Genomic DNA, 19777 nt, shown 5'->3' with positions numbered 1-19777 from the left:
CTCAAGCGGGCAGACCGCGCCAGAAGTTCTCCAGTACTGCCACGGCACCGGACGGGTCCTGCGCCATCCAGGCGTGGCTGAGTCCCGGAAGTTCGACCACCTGGGCATGGAGCTGCTCGGCGACGCGCCGTGAGGCCGTGAGGTCGTTGAACGGGTCCTCGGTGGGGATCACCACGAGGCCGGGCGCACGGGTGCCCCGGGAGAGGGCCGAGCCCCAGTCGCGGTGGACGTTGGGGGCGGCGGAGCGGTAGAGCCGCAGGATCGCGTCCATGGTGTCCGCGGTGAGCTGTTCGGCCATGGCGGCGGCCAGCCGCGGGGACGAGCCGTGGCCGCGCAGCGCCCCCGCGATGCTGACCGGCGAGTCAGCAGGTGTGTCCAGCCACGTGCGGACCGCCTCCTCGCCGGTGCCGGGCGTCTGCCACGTCTGCCCCCTCGGGTGCCAGCGGTACTGCGGGGCGAAGCAGTTGGCGAGGTCCGCCGTCCAGCTGCGCAGCGGCAGGTCGTAGGCGGTGGCCACCCGCAGGGTCAGCAACGCACCCCAGTCGTGGCCGACCAGGTCGACCGGTCCCCGCACGCTTTCGAGTGATCCGGCGAGCCAGTCGGCGTAGGCGTCTTTCGTGGCCGTGAACCCAGCAGGGCGGGGGACGCCGAAGCCGGGCAGCGGCAACGCCACCGAGTCCACGTCGAGATGGGCGCGCACCTGGTCCCAGATCGCGCTCGTCTCCGGTACTCCATGGAGGAATACGGCGGTCACGGTTGCTCCTTCGGTGGTCGCGGCATCGGCCGGGGGCCGGCGGACACGGCTCTGCGCCGGGCCGGGCGCGCCGTCCTCCTCGTCATCCCCCTCGTGACCTTATGGCCCGGTCATGCGGTTGTGCGGTGATGCCGCCCGCATGTCGTCCTGTGCCCGAGCCGCCTGAACGCCGCCCGAGCGCGAGCCGTCCGAGCCGCCCGGCCCCAACAGGGCCCCGCTCACGCGTCCTCGTGGTCGCCGCCCGCCCTGAGCAGGGTCAGGAAGGCGCGGAACGCCGTCGGCATGTCCGTCGACTCCGGGTCGAGCAGCCATTGGTACTGCAGGCCGTCCATCACCGCCGTCAGCAGGGGCGCCACCTGCTCGGGGCTGAGCCCGCTCGGGAGGCGGTCGCCGAACTCGTCGCGCAGCACCGCGGCCATGTTGCCGCGCACCTGGTCGTAGCGGTGGGCGAAGAACTCCCTCGCCGGGTGGTCCTCCGTGACGCTTTCGCCGAGCAGCGCGGAGAAGGTCTGGACGATCCCCGGGCGCATCGCGTTGTACTCCACCAGCGAGGTCAGCAGCTCCAGCCGCCAGCCCTTTCTGTCCCGGCTTCCGCCGCCCGTGTCCCACTGGTCACGGTCTTCGAGGACGGCGACCAGCAGTGCTTCCTTGGTGGGGAAGTGGTGGAGAAGCCCTTGCTGGGTGAGGCCGACGCGTTCGGCCACCGCGCTCAGGGTCGTGCCGCGGTAGCCGCGCTCGGCGATGACTTCGAGCGAGGCGCGCAGGATCTCCGCCCGCCGCTCCTCGCTCCTGGCTCGCACCATTGCGTACTTCTTCCTTCCCCGCTCGGACGGCCGTCCGGTCCTGCCGCCGGATGGGCCGCTTCCCGGCTGGACCGTATCACCCCACATTACGAAATGATAACGACGCCTACCTTCCTACAGGTATCCGAGTCACCATGTAATCAACCGCAGGTACGTCGACGAGGAGGTACGGCTGTGGCAGGCGCACCCATGTCCCGGGCTGGGAAGTCCGGTCAGTCAGGCGAGACGGCTCAGGCGGATCAAGGGGCTCAGGCGCGCCACCAAGCCGTCGAAGCCGCCCTCGGCAAGCTCGATCTCGCCGCCAGGGCCCGGCTGCTGGGCGGGCAGGACCAGTGGTCGCTGACCGGACTGCCCGAGATCGGGCTCGCGTCGCTGGTCATGTCCGACGGGCCCGTCGGTGTCCGTGGCGTCCGCTGGACCCCGGACGATCCCTCCGTCCTCCTGCCGTCTCCCACCGCGCTCGCCGCCGCCTGGGACCAGGACCTCGCCCGCAGGGCCGGCCGGCTGCTCGCGCAGGAGGCGCGCCGCAAGGGTGTGCACGTACTGCTCGCGCCGACCGTCAATCTGCACCGCTCGCCGCTCGGCGGGCGCCACTTCGAGACGTACAGCGAAGACCCGTACCTCACCGGCGAGATCGGCACCGGCTACGTCCTCGGTGTGCAGGACGGCGGGGTCGGCACGACGGTCAAGCACTTCGTCGCCAACGACGCGGAGACCGACCGCTTCACCGTCGACAACATCGTCGCGCCGCGCCCGCTCAGGGAGTTGTACCTCGCGCCCTTCGAGGCCATCGTCGCCAACGCCCATCCCTGGGGCATCATGGCCGCCTACAACACGGTCAACGGCTCCCGTATGACCGAGCACCGCTACCTCATCGACAACGTCCTGCGCGGCGAGTGGGGCTTCGACGGATTCGTCGTCTCCGACTGGCTCGCCGCGCGCTCCACCACCCGCACCATCCTCGGCGGCCTGGACGTCGCCATGCCGGGCCCCGACACCGTGTTCGGCGACCAGCTCGCGGCGGCCGTGCGGGCCGGTGAGGTCGATGAGCCGGCCGTCGACGCGGCCGTACGGAACGTACTGCGGCTCGCCGCCCGGCTCGGCCTCCTCGACGGCGCGCCCGCCGTCGTCACCGAACTCCCCGCGACCGTCGACGGGGAGGCCCTGGTCCGCGAGATCGCCCGCCGCTCCTTCGTCCTCGTGCGCAACAAGGTACGGGGAGACCGCCCGGTCCTCCCGCTCCGCCCGGCCGGCACGGTCGCGCTCATCGGCGCGGCGGCCCGCGACGCCAGGGTGCTCGGCGGCGGCTCCGCCACCGTCTTCCCCGACCACATCGTCGCCCCGCTCGACGGACTCTCCGCCGCCCTTCCCGACGGCGCACTGACGTACGCGGTCGGCGCCGACCCCAGCGGTGAACTGGGCCTCGCCGAGCAGGGTTTCGAGCTGAAGGCGGTCTGCCGCGCGGCCGACGGCCGGGTCCTCTGCACGACCCGGCTGCCGAACGCCCGGGTGCAGTGGGTCGGCAGCGACCTGCCCGAGGACGTGACGTACGAGAAGCTGCACAGCGTCGAGATCACCGGCCGCTTCACCCCGCGCGAGAGCGGCGAACACATCTTCGGCACAACCGGGCTCGGCGAATTCTCGCTCAGGGTCGGTGGCGAAGTGCGGTACCAGGGGGCGCAGTTGCCCGGCGCTTCGTCCGACCCGTTCGAGGCTTTCTTCGGGGTGCAGGCCGAGCGCGCCCGCGTCGATCTGGTGGCGGGGGAGCCGGTGGAGATCTCGCTCCGCACCACCGTCTACAAGGGGGAGGACGTGCCGATGAAGGCCATCGGCTTCTCCCTCCTCCACCTCGGCCCGCGGCGCGATCCCGACGAGTTGATCGCCGAGGCCGTCGAGGCCGCGCGCGGTGCCGACACGGCGGTGGTCGTGGTGGCCACCACCGCGAGCGTCGAGTCCGAGGGCTTCGACCGCAAGGACCTGAAGCTGCCCGGACGTCAGGACGATCTCGTACGGGCCGTCGCCGCCGTCAACCCGAACACCGTGGTGGTCGTCAACACCGGTTCCCCGGTCGAACTACCCTGGCGCGAGGACGTGGCAGCCGTGCTGCTCACCTGGTTCCCGGGGCAGGAGGGCGGCGCGGCCCTCGCCGACGTCCTCCTCGGCGCCGAGGAGCCCGGCGGCCGGCTGCCCACCACCTGGCCGGTCGCCCTGGCGGACGCCCCGGTCACGGACACCACCCCGACTGACGGCGAACTGCGCTACGAGGAAGGCGTGTTCATCGGCTACCGGGCCTGGGAGCGCGCGGGCACGACCCCCGCGTACCCCTTCGGCCACGGACTCGGCTACACCGAGTGGACGTACGAGACGATGACGGCCACCACGACCGAGGTCCGGGTGCGCCTGCGCAACACGGGTGTACGGACGGGCCGCGAGGTCGTCCAGATCTACCTGGCGCCGCTCGACGGCACGGCGGAACGCCCGGTCCGCTGGCTGGCCGGCTTCGCCTCGGTGGCGGCGGGCCCCGGCGAGAGCGCCGAGGTGCGGATCCCGCTGCGCCGCCGCGCCTTCGAGATCTGGGACGAAGAAGCCAACTCCTGGGCGTACGTACCCGGCAGGTACGAGGTCCAGGCCGCGCACTCACTCGCCGACCGCAGGCTGAGCGCCACGGTCGACGCGGAAGAGTAAGCGCGGCGGCGGAAGGGGAGGAATGGGGAAACGTACGGCCCCGGGGCGGAACCTGACGCCGCCCCGGGGCCGTATGCGCGACGCCGGGGCGTGGGGACGGCGCCCCGTACTCGCGCAGGAGGTTCTACCGTACGGAGAATCCGTACACCGTCGTCGAGGCGAACACCTCACCCGGCCGCAGCACCGTGTCCGGGAAATCCGGCCGGTTCGGCGAGTCGGGGAAGTGCTGCGTCTCCAGCGCGATCCCCTCGCCGGGGCCGTACGGCTTTCCGTCGAAGTGCGTGCCGGTGTACAGCTGGACGCCCGGCTCCGTCGTCGTGACGGTCAACGTCCGCCCGGACACCGGGTCGTGCAGCTCGGCGGCCGGCTGACCGGAGTCAAGCGAACCCGGCGCGTCCAGGACGTAGTTGATGTCGTAGCCGCTGTCCACCGCGCGCGGCTCGCGGAAGTCGAAGCGTGTGCCCCCGACGGGCGCCAGCTCGCCGGTCGGTATCGCGACACCGTCCAGCGTGGTGATCCGGCTCGCCGCCAGCCGCAGCGCATGCCCGGCGGCCGTGCCGCTGCCCTCGCCGCCCAGATTCCAGTACGTGTGATTCGTCAGATTGACCGGCGTCGGCGCGTCCGTCTCCGCGCGGTAGCCGAGCCGCAACGAGCCGTCCGCGTCCAGCGCGTACGTCACGGAGACCGCCAGGCGGCCGGGGAAGCCCTCCTCCCCGTCCGCACTGACCAGCGAAAGCCGCACCGCGTGGTCGCCGTCCGGCTCCGCCTCCCAGACCCGCCGGTCGAACCCCTCCTCGCCGCCGTGCAGCGAGTTGGGCCCGTCATTGCGCGCGAGACGGTACGTCCGGCCGTCCAGGGCGAAGGCACCGCCCGCGATCCGGTTCGCGTAACGGCCGATCAGCGCGCCGAAATACGGGCCGCGCGAGCCGAGATATTCGAGAGGATCGGCGAAGCCGAGCACCACATCGGCCGTGGTCCCGTCCCGGTCGGGCACCTCGACCGACTGGAGGATCCCGCCGTACGTCAGCAGACGCACACGCGTCCCGGCCCGCTCAAGCGTCCAGCGGTGGACGGGCGTACCGTCGGCCGTCACTCCAACACGTTCCGGAATCAAGGCAGTCACGGTGCACCACCCTACTGGGGAGGCTTCGCCGCCACGACATTGCGGTACGCGATCTCCGCGAGGCTGCGCTGCCCGCTCTTGCTGGGATGGAACCAGTCCCAACGGCTCAACTGCGTCCCGGTGAAACGGAATTCGAAGACCGCGCCGCCGTCGTACCGGCACCGCGCATCCTTCGCGCACACGTCCCTCAGTACGCCGTTGTACGCCACGACCCGCTCGTACACCGTCTCGCGGCGGGCCCGGGCGCGCGCGCTGTCGTCCTGAGCGTCCCCGAGCATCGAGGCGCAGAGGCCGAGCTTCCAGATCTGCCGGCCGAGCGGATTGCCGCGCCCGGTGGACCAGAGCCGCTTGAGATCCGGCACGCTCGACACGTACACCTGCGCCTTGGGCGCGTCCTTGCGCAGCCGGCGCATCGCGGTCTCGAACGATGTCCTGAAGTCGTCCACCGGCGTCATCTGGGCGGGCGAATCACGGCAGGCGTCGTTGGCCCCCACCATGACGGCGACCAGGGCGGGCTGGTGGCTCGCGGCCCGCGTCATCTGGTCCGGCAGATCCGCCACCCGCGCCCCGGACCGCGCCAGGTTCCAGCTGCGCTCCGTCTCGCCCCGGCCGTCGCTCCCGTCCTGCTCGTCGTCTTCGCTCTCGTCGCTCTCGTCGCTCCCGTCCCGCTCGCCCGACCCGTCCCGCTCGTCGAGCAGCCGCGAGGCGAGGCTGCGTACCGCGCTGTCCGTGCCGGTCGCCCAGGACACCGCCGGGCAGTCGGCGAGCACCCCGCACGCGTCGAAACCGCGCGTGATCGAATCGCCCACCGCCGCCACCGAATCAGGGCTGGTGTCCCAGACGGGCGCGGGGCGCGGGGCGGGGGTGCTGCGCTTGGCGTCGGGGGAAGGGATCCCTGCGGATCCGCAGCCGGCGAGCAGCGCCACGGCGAGCGCGAGACCGATGGCGCCCTCGCGCCGCCTCCCGCGCGAGGCGCGCCGTCCCTTCGGGCCGGTCCGTCCTCCCGTCAGCGTCCCGCCGTCCTCGACACGCTCGACGCACTCGCGGCGCCGTCCTGTCTGCCCGGTCACCATCTCGACCCCATCAACATCCGCTTGACTCCTCGCGCGCGCTTTCATGCATCCGGCGGAGCCCCGGTGAGTGAAAGCTTCGCGCATATCGGTCCCCGGACCGACGGTACGACACCCCGTCCGTCCCGCCGCACGGTAGCTTTTCCCACGTCGAACCAGAGGTGCCCCGGCTCTCGACTCCGGTAAATTACCTTTCGTCACATGCTGTCCCTTTTGTGGAGTTTCACTCCTGATGCTGTTAACTGAGGCCGCTGGGAAAGGCGAACCTCGTCCCACACTGGAGGTCCCGGTGACGACACGTGGAGTTCTGTACGTTCACTCCGCCCCGCGCGCGATGTGCTCCCACGTCGAGTGGGCGGTGGCGGGCGTGCTCGGCGTGCGGGTCCAGCTCGACTGGATCAGACAGCCGGCCTCGCCGGGCACCTGGAGAGCCGAGGTCTCCTGGCGGGGCCGCCCCGGCACCGCCTCCAAGATCGCCTCCGCGCTGCGCGGCTGGCAGACGCTGCGCTTCGAGGTGACGGCTGAACCCTGCCCGACGGCCGAGGGCGAGCGCTACAGCGCCACGCCCGAACTGGGTATCTTCCGCGCCGTCACCGGAATGCACGGAGACATCCTGATCCCGGAGGACCGGCTGCGCGCCGCGCTCGCGCGAGCGGAACAGGGCGAGAGCGAGCTGGAGGCGGAGGTCGCCAAGCTGCTCGGCAAGCCCTGGGACGACGAGCTGGAACCCTTCCGCTACGCGGGTGAGGGCGCCCCGGTCCGCTGGCTGCACCAAGTCGTCTGAGCGGCCGGCACGAGGACGGTCCGTGGTGTCCGGCGCGAGGACAGTCCACGGACGGATGTCACGGCCGGCGCGAGGACGGGCCGCGGACAGACACGACGGCCCTGTCGGGTACGGCGGCGAACAGGCCGCCGGCGACCGGTCGTACGGTAGGCGTATGGCTGATCAAACGACCGTAGCTGTCCTCGGCACCGGCATCATGGGTGCCGCGATGGCCCGCAACCTCCGCCGCACCGGCCACGACGTCCGCGTCTGGAACCGCACCGCCGCCAAGGCCGAACCCCTCGCCGCGGAAGGCGCGTACGTCGCCGCCACCCCGGCCGAGGCCGTGACCGGTGCCGACGTCGTCCTCACGATGCTGTACGACGGCCCCGCCACCGAGGAGACCATCACGGCCGCCGCGCCCGGCCTGCGCGAGGGCGCGGTCTGGCTCCAGTCGACCACGGTGGGCGTCGAAGCCCTCGCGCCGCTCGCGGACCTGGCGGCCCGTCACGGCCTGCACTTCGTGGACGCCCCGGTGCTGGGCACCCGCGCCCCGGCCGAGAGCGGCCAGCTGCTGGTCCTGGCCGCCGGGCCGCAGGAGGTGCGCGACCGGCTCGCCTCCGTCCTTGACGCCGTGGGCAGTCGCACACTCTGGCTGGACGACAACGGCGCGTCGGCCGCCGCCACCCGGCTCAAGCTCGTCTGCAACAGCTGGGTCCTCGCGCTCACCCACGGCACGGCGGAAGCGATGGCCCTGTCCAAGGGCCTCGGCCTCGACCCGCAGACCTTCCTGGACGCCATGAGCGGCGGCCCGCTGGACTGCGGCTACCTCCAGACGAAGGCGGCCGCGATCCTGAACGGCGACTTCGCCCCGAGCTTCGCGGTCGACACAGCGGCCAAGGACGCCCGCCTGATCGTGGCGGCGGGTGCGGCGGAAGGCGTACGGATGGACCTCGCGGCGGCCGGCGCGGAACGTTTCCGCAGGGCGGCGGAACAGGGCCACGGCGACGAGGACATGTCAGCGTCCTACTTCGCCAGTTTCGACAACTGACCACCTGGCGCCCCGTCCGGCCCCGCACGCCTCGTCCGGTCCGCTGAAAATCGCCCGACCCCGAAAGAGTGATGTTTCTGCGGGGCGGTCACCGGCGCGGCCCCGCTGACACCCGGGGCACATACGGCCGAGGCCCGCTTTCCCCTTCATGAGAGGGGAAAGCGGGCCTCGGGCCGTAAGCGCCGGTGCGTCCGGTCAGACCGTGCGGAACGCCAGGACCACGTTGTGGCCGCCGAAGCCGAACGAGTTGTTGATCGCCGCGATCGTGCCCTCCGGCAGCGCGCGCGGCTTGTCGCGTACGACGTCCGCGTCGACGTCCGCGTCCAGGTCGTCGACGTTGATGGTCGGCGGGGCCGTGCGGTGGTGCAGGGCGAGGACCGTGGCGACGGTCTCGACGCCGCCGGCGCCACCCAGCAGGTGACCGGTCATCGACTTCGTCGCGGAGACCGCCACGTGGTCGAGTTCCGTGCCGAGGACCAGCCGCAGCGCCTTGATCTCCGCGAGGTCGCCCTGCGGGGTCGAGGTGGCGTGCGCGTTGAGGTGGACGAGCTCGGCGGGCTTGAGGTCCGTCGAGGCCAGCAGGTTCTCCAGGGCCTTGGCGATGCCCCGTCCCGTCGGCTCGGGCTGCGCGATGTGGTGGGCGTCGGAGGACACGCCCTGGCCCAGCACCTCGCAGTAGACCTTCGCGCCACGCGCGGCCGCGTGCTCCGCGGATTCGAGGATGACGACACCCGCGCCCTCACCGAGGACGAAGCCGTCGCGCGCCGTGTCGTACGGGCGGGAGGCGACGGTGGGGTTGTCGTTGTTCTTGGACATCGCCATCATGCTGGCGAACGCGGCGACGGGCAGCGGGTGGATCGCCGCTTCCGTACCGCCGGCGACGACCACGTCGGCGCGGCCGGTACGGATCATCTCCACGGCGTAGCCGATGGCCTCCGCGCCCGAGGCGCAGGCCGAGACGGGGGTGTGCGCGCCCGCGCGGGCGCCCACTTCGATGCTGATGTTGGCCGAAGGGCTGTTCGGCATGAGCATCGGGACGGTGTGCGGGGAGACGCGGCGGGGGCCCTTCTCCTTCAGTACGTCGTACTGGGCGAGCAGGGTGGTGATGCCGCCGATGCCGGAGGCGATCACGGTCCCGAGCCGGTCGGGGTCGACGGCGGCGTCCTCGCCGGCCTTGCCGGTGTAACCGGCGTCGGCCCAGGCTTCCCTGGCCGCGATCAGCGCGAACTGCGCCGAGCGGTCCAGCTTGCGGGCGAGCGGACGGGGCAGTATGTCGCCCGGGTCCACCGCCGCGGTGGCGGCGATACGGACCGGCAGGTCGGCGAAGAGTTCGTCCTCGATGGTGCGAACACCGGAGCGGCCGGCGAGCATGCCGTCCCAGGACGACGTGCTGTCGCCACCCAGCGGTGTGGTTGCGCCGATACCGGTGACGACCACGGTGCGATTGGTCGAGTTCACTGGAATTCTTTCTCCACGTGTAGAGGGTGCTGAATTTTTACGGCGCCACCACCGGGTGGCATCAGCCGTGCGATCCGGGCCGGAAGAGCCGGAAGAGCCGGATCAGCTCTGGTGGCTGCCGATGTACGAGGCGGCGTCACCGACGGTCTTGAGGTTCTTGACGTCGTCGTCGGGGATCTTGACGTCGAAGCGCTCTTCGGCGGCGACGACGACCTCGACCATGGACAGCGAGTCGACGTCCAGGTCGTCGGTGAAGGACTTGTCCAGCTGGACGTCCTCGACCGGGATTCCGGCGATTTCGTTCACGATCTCGGCGAGACCCTCAACGATTTCTTCCTGAGTGGCGGCCATGTTGGCACTCCTTCGATATTAAGCAGATTGAGCATGGGGATGTGACGAACGACGCACGGTCCGGACGAGTCCGGCGTGCCTAGGGGAGGGTAACGACCGTCGCGGCGTAGACCAGACCCGCCCCGAAGCCGATGACGAGGGCGGTGTCGCCGCTCTTCGCCTGTCCGGTCGCCAGAAGCCGCTCCATCGCGAGCGGAATCGAGGCGGCCGAGGTGTTGCCGGTGGTTTCCACGTCCCGGGCGACCGTGACGTTCTCCGGCAGTTTAAGCGTCTTCACCATGGAGTCGATGATGCGCATGTTGGCCTGGTGCGGGATGAAGACGTCCAGTTCGGCGGGGCTGATCCCGGCCGCGTCCAGCGCCTGCTGGGCGACCTTGGCCATCTCGAAGACGGCCCAGCGGAAGACGGCCTGGCCTTCCTGCGTGATCGCGGGGAACTTCTCCACGGTGCCGTTGCGGTATTCCTCCCACGACACGGTCTGCTTGATCGTCTCGGACTTGTCGCCCTCGGAGCCCCAGACGGTCGGGCCGATCATCGGCTCCTTCGACGGGCCCACGATCACCGCGCCCGCGCCGTCACCGAAGAGGAAGGCCGTCGCGCGGTCCTCCAGGTCGGTCAGGTCGGAAAGCCGCTCCACGCCGATGACCAGGACGTACTCCGCAGAGCCCTCGACGACCATGCCCTTGGCCAGCGTCAGACCGTACCCGAAGCCGGCGCAGCCCGCGGAGATGTCGAACGCGGCGGGCTTGCCCGCGCCGATCCTGTCCGCGATCTCGGTGGCGATGGCGGGGGTCTGCTTGAAGTGCGAGACCGTGGCGACGATCACACCGCCGATCTGATCCGGGTTCACCCCGGCGTCCGCGATGGCCTTGCCCGCCGCCTCGATCGACATGGCGGCGACGGTCTCCTCGGGGGAGGCCCAGTGCCGGCTGGCGATTCCGGAGCGGGAGCGGATCCACTCGTCGGACGAGTCGATCGTCTCGAGGATCACCTCGTTGGGCACCACCCGGGTCGGCCGGTAACCGCCGACGCCCATGATGCGCGCGTACGGGGCGCCCTTGCTGGGCTTGATCTTCGACATGCTCTCTGGCTCCTATTCGGCCGTGGAGGAGTGCTCGGCGATCAGGGCGCGGGCCGCGTCGAGTTCGTCCGGGGTCTTGAGGGCGAGCGTCCGTACACCGGGCAGCGCGCGCTTGGCGAGGCCCGTCAGTGTGCCACCGGGGCAGAGTTCGATGATCGTCGTCACGCCCAGCGCCTGGAACGTCTCCATGCACTGGTCCCAGCGCACGGGGTTGGCGACCTGGCCGATCAGCCGCTCCAGCACGTCGGTGCCGCTCGTGACGGTCTGTCCGTCCCGGTTCGAGATGTACGGCAGGGCCGGGTCGGCCGGTGAGACCGATTCCGCGGCGGCCGTCAGCTTCTCGACCGCGGGCGCCATGTGGCTGGTGTGGAACGCGCCCGCGACCTTGAGGGGTACGACACGCCGTACGCCCTCGGGCTTGTCGTCCGCCAGCGCGGCCAGCTGCTCCAGCGTGCCCGCCGCGACGATCTGGCCCGCGCCGTTCACGTTCGCCGGCGTCAGCCCCAGCTTCTCCAGGTGCGCGACGGAGACCTCGGGGTCGCCGCCGAGCAGCGCCGACATGCCGGTCTCCGTGGCGGTGGCAGCCTCGGCCATGGCCAGGCCGCGAGCGCGTACGAGCCGCATGGCTGCGTCGTCCGTGAGCACACCCGCGAGCGCGCTCGCGGCCAGCTCGCCCACGCTGTGACCCGCCACGGCGCCGAGGGCGCGTGCCGCGTCCTCGGTGGACGGGAACAGCTGACGCGCCGAGAGCAGCGCGGCGGCCACCAGCAGGGGCTGGGCGACGGCCGTGTCACGGATCTCGTCCGCGTCGGCCTTCGTGCCGTAGCGGATCAGGTCCAGATCGATGGCGGCCGACCACGACCGCAGCCGTTCTTCGGCGCCGGGCAGGTCGAGCCAGGGAGTCAGGAAGCCGGGCGACTGAGCGCCTTGGCCGGGAGCGACGAGTACGAGCACTCTCACACTCTCTCTTGTGAACCGTACTCGCCGCCCGTGGTGACAAGGACGAAGAACCGGCAGGGTAATTGTTGAGGTACGACAAAAGCTTAGGGGTGTGACTCACCTCGGGCCAGGCGCCCCAGGATCAGGGCGATTCGGAGCGTGAACGCGGAGCGGACATCGGAGGGTGACCATCCGGTGACGTCAGTCACACGTCGTAGCCGGTATCGCACGGTGTTGGGGTGTACGAACAGCATTCTGGCAGCGCCTTCGAGACTGCTCGCCTGTTCCAGATAGACACTCAGAGTTTCCAGCAGGGCGGAGCCCGCTTCTTCCAGCGGTCTGTAGATCTCCTCCACCAACTGGTCACGCGCGGCGGGGTCGGAGGCGATCGCGCGCTCGGGCAGCAGATCGTCCGCGAGCACCGGGCGCGGCGCGTCCTGCCAGGCGCCGCAGGCCTTGAGCCCGGCGGCGGCGGCCTGCGCCGACTTCGTCGCGGCCAGCAGATCGGGTACGACGGGCCCGGCGACGACGGGCCCCGCCGCGTACGGGCCGATCAGTGCCTTGGCGACCTGGAGCGGGTTGTCGCTGCCGCCCGCGATCACCACGAGCCGGCTGCCGAGCACACCGGTGAGCACCTGGAGCTTGGCATGGCGGGCGGCCCTGCGGATCGCCTCCACCGTCAGCTCGCTGTCGCCCTCCGGCGCGGTACCCAGCAGGACACAGACGTACTCGGGGGAGTTCCAGCCGAGAGCGGCCGCGCGCGAGACCGCCCCTTCGTCGGCCTCTCCGGAGAGCACGGCGTTGACGACCAGGGATTCGAGCCGCGCGTCCCACGCGCCACGGGCCTCCGCGGCCTGCGCGTACACCTGGGCGGTCGCGAAGGCGATCTCGCGCGCGTAGACGAGCAGGGCCTCGCGGAGTACGGACGAGTCGCCGGGCGCGGCGACCTCGTCGATCGCCGACTCCATGACCTCGATGGTGGTGCGCACCATCTCGACGGTCTGGCGAAGGGTGATCGCCCGGGTCAGTTCGCGCGGCGCCGTGCCGAAGACATCGGTGGAGATGGCCTGCGGTGTCTCCGGGTGACGGAACCACTCGGTGAACGCGGCGATGCCGGCCTGCGCCACCAGCCCGATCCACGAACGGTTCTCCGGTGGCATCGCGCGGTACCACGGCAGCGTCTCGTCCATACGGGCGATGGCGTGGGCGGCGAGCCGGCCGGAGGACTGCTCCAGGCGGCGCAGCGTCGCGGTGTGCGGATGGACTGGCTTCGCGGGTTCAGGCACGGGGACAAGAGTGCCTTATCCGGGCGGCCGGCTGTCCTGCCGGGGGCGGGAGGGGAAGGTCGTCGGAGCCGGGTATCGCGCGCATACCCGTCAAAGTCCGTCCGTCCTTCGCCTACCGTGGAACGGTGATTTCCGTACGGTACGCAGAGGACCGTTACCTGGGCGGTGACGCCGAGGCCGGCATCGAGTCCCTGCACGCCTTCTCCTTCGGACGTTTCTACGATCCGGACAATCTGCGCTTCGGCGCGGTCCTCGCCTGCAACGAGGAATGGCTCGCCCCGGGCGCCGGGTTCGGTGAACATCCGCACAGCCACACCGAGATCGTCACCTGGGTGGTGGAAGGTGAGCTGACACACCGCGACTCGACCGGCCGCGTCACGGTCGTGCACCCGGGCGATGTCCAGCGGCTCAGCGCGGCCGGTGGCCTGCGGCACGTCGAACGCAACGACGGCGCAGGGGAGTTGGTCTTCGTGCAGATGTGGCTCGCCCCGCTGGAGCCGGGCGGGGAACCGGCGTACGACATCGTGCGCGGGATCTCCGATGCCACGCCGTACGCCCTCCCGCAGGCCGGCGCGATGCTGCACGTACGGCGGCTGCGGGACGGAGAGCGTGCGGCGGTGCCGGACGCGCGGTACGCGTACGTGCATGTGGCGCGCGGTGAAGTGATTCTGGACGGCGAGGAGTTGGGGGCGGGTGACTCGGTGCGGATCACCGACGGCACGGGGATCGAGCTGACCGGCGGCAAGGCCGACGCCGAGGTGCTGATCTGGGAGATGGCGGGCTGACACCGGGCCGAACCCGGCCCGGAGACAACCGGGTTCGGCCCGAATCAGCTCAACTCAACGCGCCACGGCTCAACGCGCCAGGCTCCGGTTCAACGCGGCTCGGCTCCGGCGCTCGGCTCACCGCAGCTCGGAGAGCACCGCGTCGGTGAGCGGCGGCCACGCCTCGATCGCCCACGGTCCGAAGTCCCGGTCGGACAGCGCCACACACGCGGCGCGCGCGTCCGGGTCGATCCACAGGAACGTACCGGCCTGACCGAAGTGCCCGAACGTACGCGGCGAGGACGAAGCCCCTGTCCAGTGCGGGGACTTGGTGTCGCGGATCTCGAAGCCGAGCCCCCAGGTGTTGTTCTTCTGGCGGCCGTAGCCGGGCAGGATGCCGGACAGCCCCGGAGACACCACCGTCATCGCGTCGAGCACCGTACGGGGATCGAGCAGCCGCGGCGCCTGCACCTCCGCGGCGAAGCGCACCAGGTCGTCGACGGTCGAGACGCCGTCCCTGGCGGGCGAACCGTCCAGTGACGTGGACGTCATGCCCAGCGGCTCGAACACCGCCTGCCGCAGATATTCGGGGAACGGGATGCCGGTGGCCTTGGCGACATGATCACCGAGCGCCTCGAACCCCGCGTTGGAGTAGATGCGCTTGGTGCCGGGCGCGCTCATCACGCGGTCCTCGTCGGTGGCGAGGCCGCTGGAGTGCGAGAGCAGGTGGCGGACGGTCGAACCCTCGGGCCCCGCCGGTTCGTCCAGTTCGAGCGCGCCCTCCTCGTACGCCACGAGCACGGCGTACGCGGCGAGCGGCTTCGTCACGGAGGCGAGCGGAAAGCGCCGCGCCGTGGGCCCGTGCGACCCCACGACCGTCCCGTCCGCGCGTACGACGGCCGCTGCCGCGTTCTCCACCGGCCAGTTGTCGATCTGCGTCAAGCTCTGCATGACAACGAGCCTAAAGGGTGAGCTTCGGCGCGGGAACTAAAGGGTGAGCCGCATGGCGGGGGACGGGGTGCGGACGAAGCCGAGCGAGGCGTACAGCGGCGCGCCCTCGTCCGAGGCGTTCAGGTCGATCCTGCGTACGCCGCGCGCCCTGAACCAGCCGAGCAGCGCCTCCACACAGGCCCGGGAGTGGCCGAGGCGCCGCATGTCCGGGTCCGTGGCGACGCTGAAGACATGGCCGCAGACGCCCGACGGATCGCGCGGTCCGCCGAGCCGGTGCTCGACGGCGCCGACCGCGCAGGCCGCGAGCGATCCCGTACCGCCAGGACGCTCCACGACGAACGCCGCGAGGTCACCCTCCGGGTCCGCCAGCCGCTCGCGCGGCGTCGCGACAACAGCCGGCTGCCAGTCGGCTGCGGCCGTGGCGCCGTCCATCGAGTCGAACATGACCTTCCGCAGGCGGACCAGCTCGACGGCGTCCTCAGATGTCGCCGGGCGTGCGTCACTCATGGCAGGGCATGTTATGACGAAGGCGTGCGTCCTGGCAGGGCACGTTCATACGAAACCGTCCAGAATCCGACCCTGTTTCCCCTTGCTTCGAGTGCACTCCAACGTTCTAGGTTTGACGCCATGACGCTGATCCAGAGCAGCCCCGTGCGGACGGAACCCGTAGATGTCTGTGCGTCGGCGCCACGCGCGCATCCCAGCCCCGACGGGGAGGACCGCTACACGATCAGCGAGGTCGCCGCGTTCACCGGGCTGTCCGCGCACACGCTGCGCTGGTACGAGCGGATCGGTCTGATGCCGCACGTCGACCGGTCGCACACCGGGCAGCGCCGGTTCAGCAACCGCGACCTCGACTGGCTGGCCTTCGTCGCCAAGCTGCGGCTGACGGGCATGCCCGTCGCGGACATGGTCCGCTACGCCGAGCTGATCCGGGCGGGCGAGGACACCTTCGAGGAGCGGCAGGAACTGCTCGAACAGACACGGCGCGATGTCCTCAGCAGAGTCGCGGAACTCCGGGACACCGTCGCCGTGCTCGACCACAAAATCAGCTTCTACGCAGACGCCCGGCGGGCGTCGGAAAAGGTCTGACCCTGATGAGCGACAGCAGGATCGAGACAGTACGGCTCGGGACCGACGGACCCGAGGTCGGCATACAGGGGCTCGGCTGCATGGGCATGAGCTTCGCGTACGGCCCGACCGACAACGACGAGGCGAGGGCGACGCTGGAGCGCGCCCTCGAACTGGGCGTGACGCTGTACGACACGGCGGACGTGTACGGGAACGGGGAGAACGAGAAGTTCATCGCCCCGTTCGTCCAGGCACACCGCGACGAGATCGTGCTGGCCACGAAGTTCTCGCTGGGCATCGACCCGGCCGACCCCAGCAAGCGGGCCATCCGCAACGACCGCGCCTACATGCGCCAGTGCGTCGAAGGCAGCCTGAAGCGCCTGGGCGTCGACACGATCGACCTCTACTACATGCACCGGCGCGATGTGTCCGTCCCCATCGAGGAGACGGCCGGGGCCATGGCCGAACTGGTCGCCGAGGGCAAGGTGAGGTACCTCGGGCTGAGCGAGGTCACCAGCGAGGAACTGCGCGCGGCGCACGCCGTGCACCCGATCACCGCGGTGCAGTCGGAGTGGTCGCTGTTCAGCCGCGACATCGAACGGCGCGTCGTACCGGCCGCCGCCCAGCTGGGCGTCGGTCTCGTGCCGTACTCCCCGCTCGGCCGCGGCTTCCTGACCGGCGCGTTCGTCGACGCCGCGCAGGACCTGGACGCGAGTGACTTCCGCCGCCAGCAGCCGCGCTTCACCGGCGACAACGCCACGGCGAACGCCGCGCTGCTCGCCCCGGTCCGCAAGATCGCCGAGGGCCGCGAGGCCACGCTCGGACAGGTCGCGCTCGCCTGGGTACAGCAGCAGGCGGCGGCGCACGGCCTCGCGGCCGCCTCGATCCCGGGAACCCGCAAGCGCAGCCGCGTCGAGGAGAACACCGCGGCGACGCGGCTCATCCTCACCGAGAGCGAGATGGAACTGCTCGACCCGATCGCGGACCAGGTCGCGGGCGGCCGCTACGCCGACATGGCGTTCACCTCGGCGGGCCGCGAGTAGCCAGACCCGGCGGTACGCCTCCGGCTCCTCCGGCGCCACGCGCGCCGGGGGAGCTCGGCGGCACGGGAGATCTCATCAGGACGCAGGATCGCCGGGCTTCAGCGTCTCTTCAGCGATGACGAGTTGGTCCGCGATCTCGCGGAGGGCTGGGGCCCCGTGTCGACGGGGGCGTCACAGCTCCGCGAGCAGTTCCGCCTTCTTCGCGCTGAACTCGTCGTCCGTGACCAGCCCCGCCCGGTGCAGCTCGCCCAGGTGCCGTATCCGCTCCGCCACTTCGGCCGGGGCGCGACGCTCGGGGAGGATCGCGGGGACGGCCACCGGCACCGGGGTCCGGGCGGCGGACGGGCCCGTACCGGCGCCGCGTACCGCTGCCAGGACGGCCGCGGCGAACGGCAGAGACTCGTGCACGGGCCCGTACCCGAGCCCGAAGACGACGGCCGCGGGATCGTGGTCGGCCTGGGCCGGTGCGTCCTGGGCCGGGCCGTGGCCGTCGCGCCGGAGCAGGCGCAGGTAGCCGTCGAAGGCCTCGGGGGAGCGCCACTCGACCCCGTGCAGCTCAGCGACCGGGAAGTTCTGGTCGCCCGCCTTCCACTTGGCCGAGGACGCGCCCGTCCAGAACCAGCGGAAGCTGACCTGCTTCCCGTCGAAGATGGCCTTCGCGTCGTACGCCTTGAACTGGAGAGGCGCCTGGGGCGCGGCGACCAGATAGCGCTCGGCCGGCTCGGACTCGTCCCGCGGATGCCGGGCGCTGTCCCGCGTCAGGGCGGCGCGCAGTTCGTCGGCGTAGTACTCGGCAAGCGTCTCGCGCGCGGCGGGCAGTACCAGCCGGTACGGGTCACCGCTCCGCCTGAGCTGGCCGGCCGCGGCCTCCATCAGGGGGTCGGCGCCGGGTCTGGGTACGGCGTGCAGCACGACCGTCCCGCGCCTTCCGGGCGTGAGCGACACCGAGGCCAGCGCCTCGTGCGGAATGCGCCGTTCGCCCAGCGCCTGGAAAAGTTTCGGCGTGCGTATCCCCCGTTCGAAGCGGATGAGCACAGAGTCGGTTTCGAACTCCCAGGTGGCATGAATCCCCGTCAGCACATCACCCATGCGGGTCATCGTAGGCGGCACGCGCCCGCCCGTCGCCTGCTCGGGCACGGAAATCTACGCGCGTCTTCCTCATCCTCCGTCGGGGATGCCGCTCCGGCAGACGCTGTGGCCGTTCGCGCAACTCACGCCCCGGTACGCGCCGACCCCGATGTGCGCGAAATTGTCGAGGCTTTCGGTGCCGGGCGTGAAGTAACCGGCGTGCCCGACCGCGCCGGCCGAGGAGACGACCCGCGCGCCGAAGTCCGCGGACACCGGATCAGCGCCGTGCCCGAGGCCGCCGACCGCCATGTACGGGACGTCCTGGATCCAGTCGTCGCTGTCCCGCATGGCCCACACCCGGGCGCGGGTGTGCAGCCCGGCCGCGCTGCCGACGCGCATGCCGGGGCTGCCCGCGACCGCCACGTCGTCGACCCTTCCCGGCAGCGTGCGGGCGGCGACTCCGCACAGCACGGAGCCGTAGCTGTGGCAGAACAGCGAGACCGGGCTCTTGCCCGGCAGCGCGGCGGTCAGCGCGGAGAGCCGCACGGCACCGTCCGCCGCGAGCTTGCCGATCACCGCGTCCATGCCGAGACCGACCGGTGAGGTGTAGTCGGCCCAGGCGATGACGGCGGTACGCACCCGGGGCGCGGTCACGCGCTCCGCCGCGTACAGCGCACTGGCCATGCCCACCGGCGCGGAGTACGGGCGCTCCGGCCTCTCGAACGTCACGACGTTCGTGTCGACGCCGGGAACCACCACGGACACGCGCTGGGCGCGTTCCAGGTCGCCGAAGACCTCGGCGACACGGCCCTTGCCCGAGGGGTCGAAGGCGAGCAGTTGCCGTCCCTCGCCGAGCAGCGACGTGAAGCGGTCCATCCTGCGGCTCGCCTGGTGGCGGCCGTCGGCCGAGAGCCTGGCGTCACGCATACGGTCCTGCTCGACCGCGCGCGCCTGGCGGATCGCGGTGCGGTTGGCGCGGTAACGCAGCGCGAGGGGAGCGCCGTTGAGATTGCCGACGACCAGCGGATACCGGTCCGCCAGCTTCATCCGTTCGGCCGAGCCGAGCGAGCGGAAGAAGGCGGCGAGAAGCTTGGGCGACTCGCGGGTATCCGGAAGCCTGTCTCCTCCTGCCCTGCCGTGCTCCCAGGCGGCGAGAGCCACCTTCAGGGGCTCACCGGGGGCGCGCCTGGGCTGTACCGCGGTCCATCCGGTGGTGGCCAGCATCACGAACACCACGGCCAGCGCGAGGACGGTGCGCCATACGGTGACGGTGGGGGAGGCGGGAGGGAGATCTGAGGAAGTCACTACGGGCCAGCCTAGGAGAAGCAAGGAGTAACTCGCGAGGAGCGTGAGGTGGATCGCCAGCTAAGAAGGATTGACGACAAATGCCTCGCTGACGGTGTGTGACCAGCGTACGAGAGTGACGAAGCGCCCCTTTGTCAGGCGCGCCAGGGATTGTCGTCGGATAATCAGACATACGAGTGAACGGCACACCCGTGACCCACAACACCGGCCC

The 19777-nt window shown here is 71.0% G+C and carries 19 protein-coding genes; 6 read left to right on the top strand and 13 right to left on the bottom strand.

What is annotated here, in order from left to right:
• Position 1 precedes the first annotated feature (1 nt).
• Entirely contained in the window at positions 2-754 is a 753-nt protein-coding gene (locus tag ACIP6N_RS06515; RefSeq protein ID WP_401813361.1) for an alpha/beta fold hydrolase, read from the bottom strand.
• Between the two features lie 218 nt (positions 755-972).
• Entirely contained in the window at positions 973-1557 is a 585-nt protein-coding gene (locus ACIP6N_RS06510; protein ID WP_401813359.1) for a TetR/AcrR family transcriptional regulator, read from the bottom strand.
• Between the two features lie 189 nt (positions 1558-1746).
• On the opposite strand from ACIP6N_RS06510, the gene ACIP6N_RS06505 reads away from it, so the two are divergent.
• A complete protein-coding gene (locus ACIP6N_RS06505; protein ID WP_401813523.1) occupies positions 1747-4242 on the top strand; it encodes a beta-glucosidase in 2496 nt (831 codons plus the stop codon).
• A gap of 124 nt (positions 4243-4366) precedes the next feature.
• Here ACIP6N_RS06505 and ACIP6N_RS06500 read toward each other — a convergent pair whose 3' ends face one another.
• Complete coding sequence (locus tag ACIP6N_RS06500) at positions 4367-5335, bottom strand: aldose epimerase family protein (protein WP_401813357.1); 969 nt, start codon at positions 5333-5335, stop codon at positions 4367-4369.
• 41 nt (positions 5336-5376) lie between these two features.
• Positions 5377-6438, bottom strand: coding sequence for an SGNH/GDSL hydrolase family protein (locus ACIP6N_RS06495; RefSeq protein ID WP_401813356.1), 1062 nt, complete (start codon positions 6436-6438; stop codon positions 5377-5379).
• 286 nt (positions 6439-6724) lie between these two features.
• Between ACIP6N_RS06495 and ACIP6N_RS06490 the strand changes: the two genes are divergently transcribed.
• Positions 6725-7219, top strand: coding sequence for a DUF3145 domain-containing protein (locus tag ACIP6N_RS06490; RefSeq protein WP_401813355.1), 495 nt, complete (start codon positions 6725-6727; stop codon positions 7217-7219).
• Between the two features lie 154 nt (positions 7220-7373).
• A complete protein-coding gene (locus tag ACIP6N_RS06485) occupies positions 7374-8249 on the top strand; it encodes an NAD(P)-dependent oxidoreductase (RefSeq protein ID WP_401813353.1) in 876 nt (291 codons plus the stop codon).
• A gap of 195 nt (positions 8250-8444) precedes the next feature.
• Here ACIP6N_RS06485 and fabF read toward each other — a convergent pair whose 3' ends face one another.
• The 5 genes from fabF to ACIP6N_RS06460 all read right to left on the bottom strand — a co-directional run bounded on the left by fabF (position 8445) and on the right by ACIP6N_RS06460 (position 13364).
• The gene (gene fabF, locus ACIP6N_RS06480) at positions 8445-9707 is read right to left on the bottom strand and encodes a beta-ketoacyl-ACP synthase II (protein WP_401813351.1); all 1263 of its coding nucleotides are present in this window, start codon (positions 9705-9707) and stop codon (positions 8445-8447) included.
• Between the two features lie 102 nt (positions 9708-9809).
• Positions 9810-10058: an acyl carrier protein gene (locus tag ACIP6N_RS06475; RefSeq protein WP_401813349.1), complete on the bottom strand. Its 249-nt coding sequence runs from the start codon at positions 10056-10058 to the stop codon at positions 9810-9812.
• A gap of 79 nt (positions 10059-10137) precedes the next feature.
• Positions 10138-11139 carry a ketoacyl-ACP synthase III gene (locus tag ACIP6N_RS06470; RefSeq protein ID WP_401813348.1) on the bottom strand — a complete coding sequence of 334 codons (1002 nt, stop codon included), beginning with the start codon at positions 11137-11139 and terminating at the stop codon, positions 10138-10140.
• A 12-nt stretch (positions 11140-11151) separates the two neighbouring features.
• Positions 11152-12093 carry an ACP S-malonyltransferase gene (locus ACIP6N_RS06465; protein ID WP_401813347.1) on the bottom strand — a complete coding sequence of 314 codons (942 nt, stop codon included), beginning with the start codon at positions 12091-12093 and terminating at the stop codon, positions 11152-11154.
• Positions 12094-12182: 89 nt separating this feature from the next.
• Positions 12183-13364 carry a PucR family transcriptional regulator gene (locus tag ACIP6N_RS06460; RefSeq protein ID WP_401813346.1) on the bottom strand — a complete coding sequence of 394 codons (1182 nt, stop codon included), beginning with the start codon at positions 13362-13364 and terminating at the stop codon, positions 12183-12185.
• Positions 13365-13492: 128 nt separating this feature from the next.
• On the opposite strand from ACIP6N_RS06460, the gene ACIP6N_RS06455 reads away from it, so the two are divergent.
• Positions 13493-14149, top strand: a complete 657-nt coding sequence (locus ACIP6N_RS06455) for a pirin family protein (protein WP_401813522.1) — start codon at positions 13493-13495, stop codon at positions 14147-14149.
• 117 nt (positions 14150-14266) lie between these two features.
• Here ACIP6N_RS06455 and ACIP6N_RS06450 read toward each other — a convergent pair whose 3' ends face one another.
• The gene (locus tag ACIP6N_RS06450) at positions 14267-15079 is read right to left on the bottom strand and encodes a serine hydrolase domain-containing protein (protein ID WP_401813344.1); all 813 of its coding nucleotides are present in this window, start codon (positions 15077-15079) and stop codon (positions 14267-14269) included.
• A gap of 36 nt (positions 15080-15115) precedes the next feature.
• The gene (locus ACIP6N_RS06445) at positions 15116-15586 is read right to left on the bottom strand and encodes a GNAT family N-acetyltransferase (RefSeq protein ID WP_401813343.1); all 471 of its coding nucleotides are present in this window, start codon (positions 15584-15586) and stop codon (positions 15116-15118) included.
• A gap of 120 nt (positions 15587-15706) precedes the next feature.
• On the opposite strand from ACIP6N_RS06445, the gene ACIP6N_RS06440 reads away from it, so the two are divergent.
• Both ACIP6N_RS06440 and ACIP6N_RS06435 read left to right on the top strand, forming a co-directional pair.
• Positions 15707-16171, top strand: coding sequence for a MerR family transcriptional regulator (locus ACIP6N_RS06440; RefSeq protein WP_401813342.1), 465 nt, complete (start codon positions 15707-15709; stop codon positions 16169-16171).
• A gap of 5 nt (positions 16172-16176) precedes the next feature.
• Positions 16177-17193, top strand: a complete 1017-nt coding sequence (locus ACIP6N_RS06435; protein ID WP_401813340.1) for an aldo/keto reductase — start codon at positions 16177-16179, stop codon at positions 17191-17193.
• Positions 17194-17364: 171 nt separating this feature from the next.
• On the opposite strand, the gene ACIP6N_RS06430 is transcribed toward ACIP6N_RS06435, so the two are convergent.
• Both ACIP6N_RS06430 and ACIP6N_RS06425 read right to left on the bottom strand, forming a co-directional pair.
• Entirely contained in the window at positions 17365-18291 is a 927-nt protein-coding gene (locus ACIP6N_RS06430) for a DUF4429 domain-containing protein (RefSeq protein WP_401813520.1), read from the bottom strand.
• 60 nt (positions 18292-18351) lie between these two features.
• Positions 18352-19566 (bottom strand): alpha/beta hydrolase, encoded by a 1215-nt coding sequence (locus tag ACIP6N_RS06425; RefSeq protein ID WP_401813338.1) that lies wholly within the window; start codon positions 19564-19566, stop codon positions 18352-18354.
• Between the last annotated feature and the right edge of the window lie 211 nt (positions 19567-19777).

Origin of the sequence: Streptomyces sp. NPDC088725, from assembly GCF_044751305.1 — a bacterium.
Classification (GTDB): domain Bacteria; phylum Actinomycetota; class Actinomycetes; order Streptomycetales; family Streptomycetaceae; genus Streptomyces.
This window is presented reverse-complemented; position numbering and strand designations above follow the sequence as displayed.

What these genes read in the sequence shown, in the direction of transcription:
- ACIP6N_RS06445 (WP_401813343.1), bottom strand. Translation starts at nt 15,586, where the DNA reads ATGAGTGACGCACGCCCGGCGACATCTGAGGACGCCGTCGAGCTGGTC.
- ACIP6N_RS06440 (WP_401813342.1), top strand. Translation starts at nt 15,707, where the DNA reads ATGACGCTGATCCAGAGCAGCCCCGTGCGGACGGAACCCGTAGATGTC.
- ACIP6N_RS06470 (WP_401813348.1), bottom strand. Translation starts at nt 11,139, where the DNA reads ATGTCGAAGATCAAGCCCAGCAAGGGCGCCCCGTACGCGCGCATCATG.
- ACIP6N_RS06450 (WP_401813344.1), bottom strand. Translation starts at nt 15,079, where the DNA reads ATGCAGAGCTTGACGCAGATCGACAACTGGCCGGTGGAGAACGCGGCA.
- ACIP6N_RS06485 (WP_401813353.1), top strand. Translation starts at nt 7,374, where the DNA reads ATGGCTGATCAAACGACCGTAGCTGTCCTCGGCACCGGCATCATGGGT.
- ACIP6N_RS06435 (WP_401813340.1), top strand. Translation starts at nt 16,177, where the DNA reads ATGAGCGACAGCAGGATCGAGACAGTACGGCTCGGGACCGACGGACCC.
- ACIP6N_RS06505 (WP_401813523.1), top strand. Translation starts at nt 1,747, where the DNA reads ATGTCCCGGGCTGGGAAGTCCGGTCAGTCAGGCGAGACGGCTCAGGCG.
- ACIP6N_RS06495 (WP_401813356.1), bottom strand. Translation starts at nt 6,438, where the DNA reads ATGGTGACCGGGCAGACAGGACGGCGCCGCGAGTGCGTCGAGCGTGTC.
- ACIP6N_RS06475 (WP_401813349.1), bottom strand. Translation starts at nt 10,058, where the DNA reads ATGGCCGCCACTCAGGAAGAAATCGTTGAGGGTCTCGCCGAGATCGTG.
- ACIP6N_RS06430 (WP_401813520.1), bottom strand. Translation starts at nt 18,291, where the DNA reads ATGACCCGCATGGGTGATGTGCTGACGGGGATTCATGCCACCTGGGAG.
- ACIP6N_RS06510 (WP_401813359.1), bottom strand. Translation starts at nt 1,557, where the DNA reads ATGGTGCGAGCCAGGAGCGAGGAGCGGCGGGCGGAGATCCTGCGCGCC.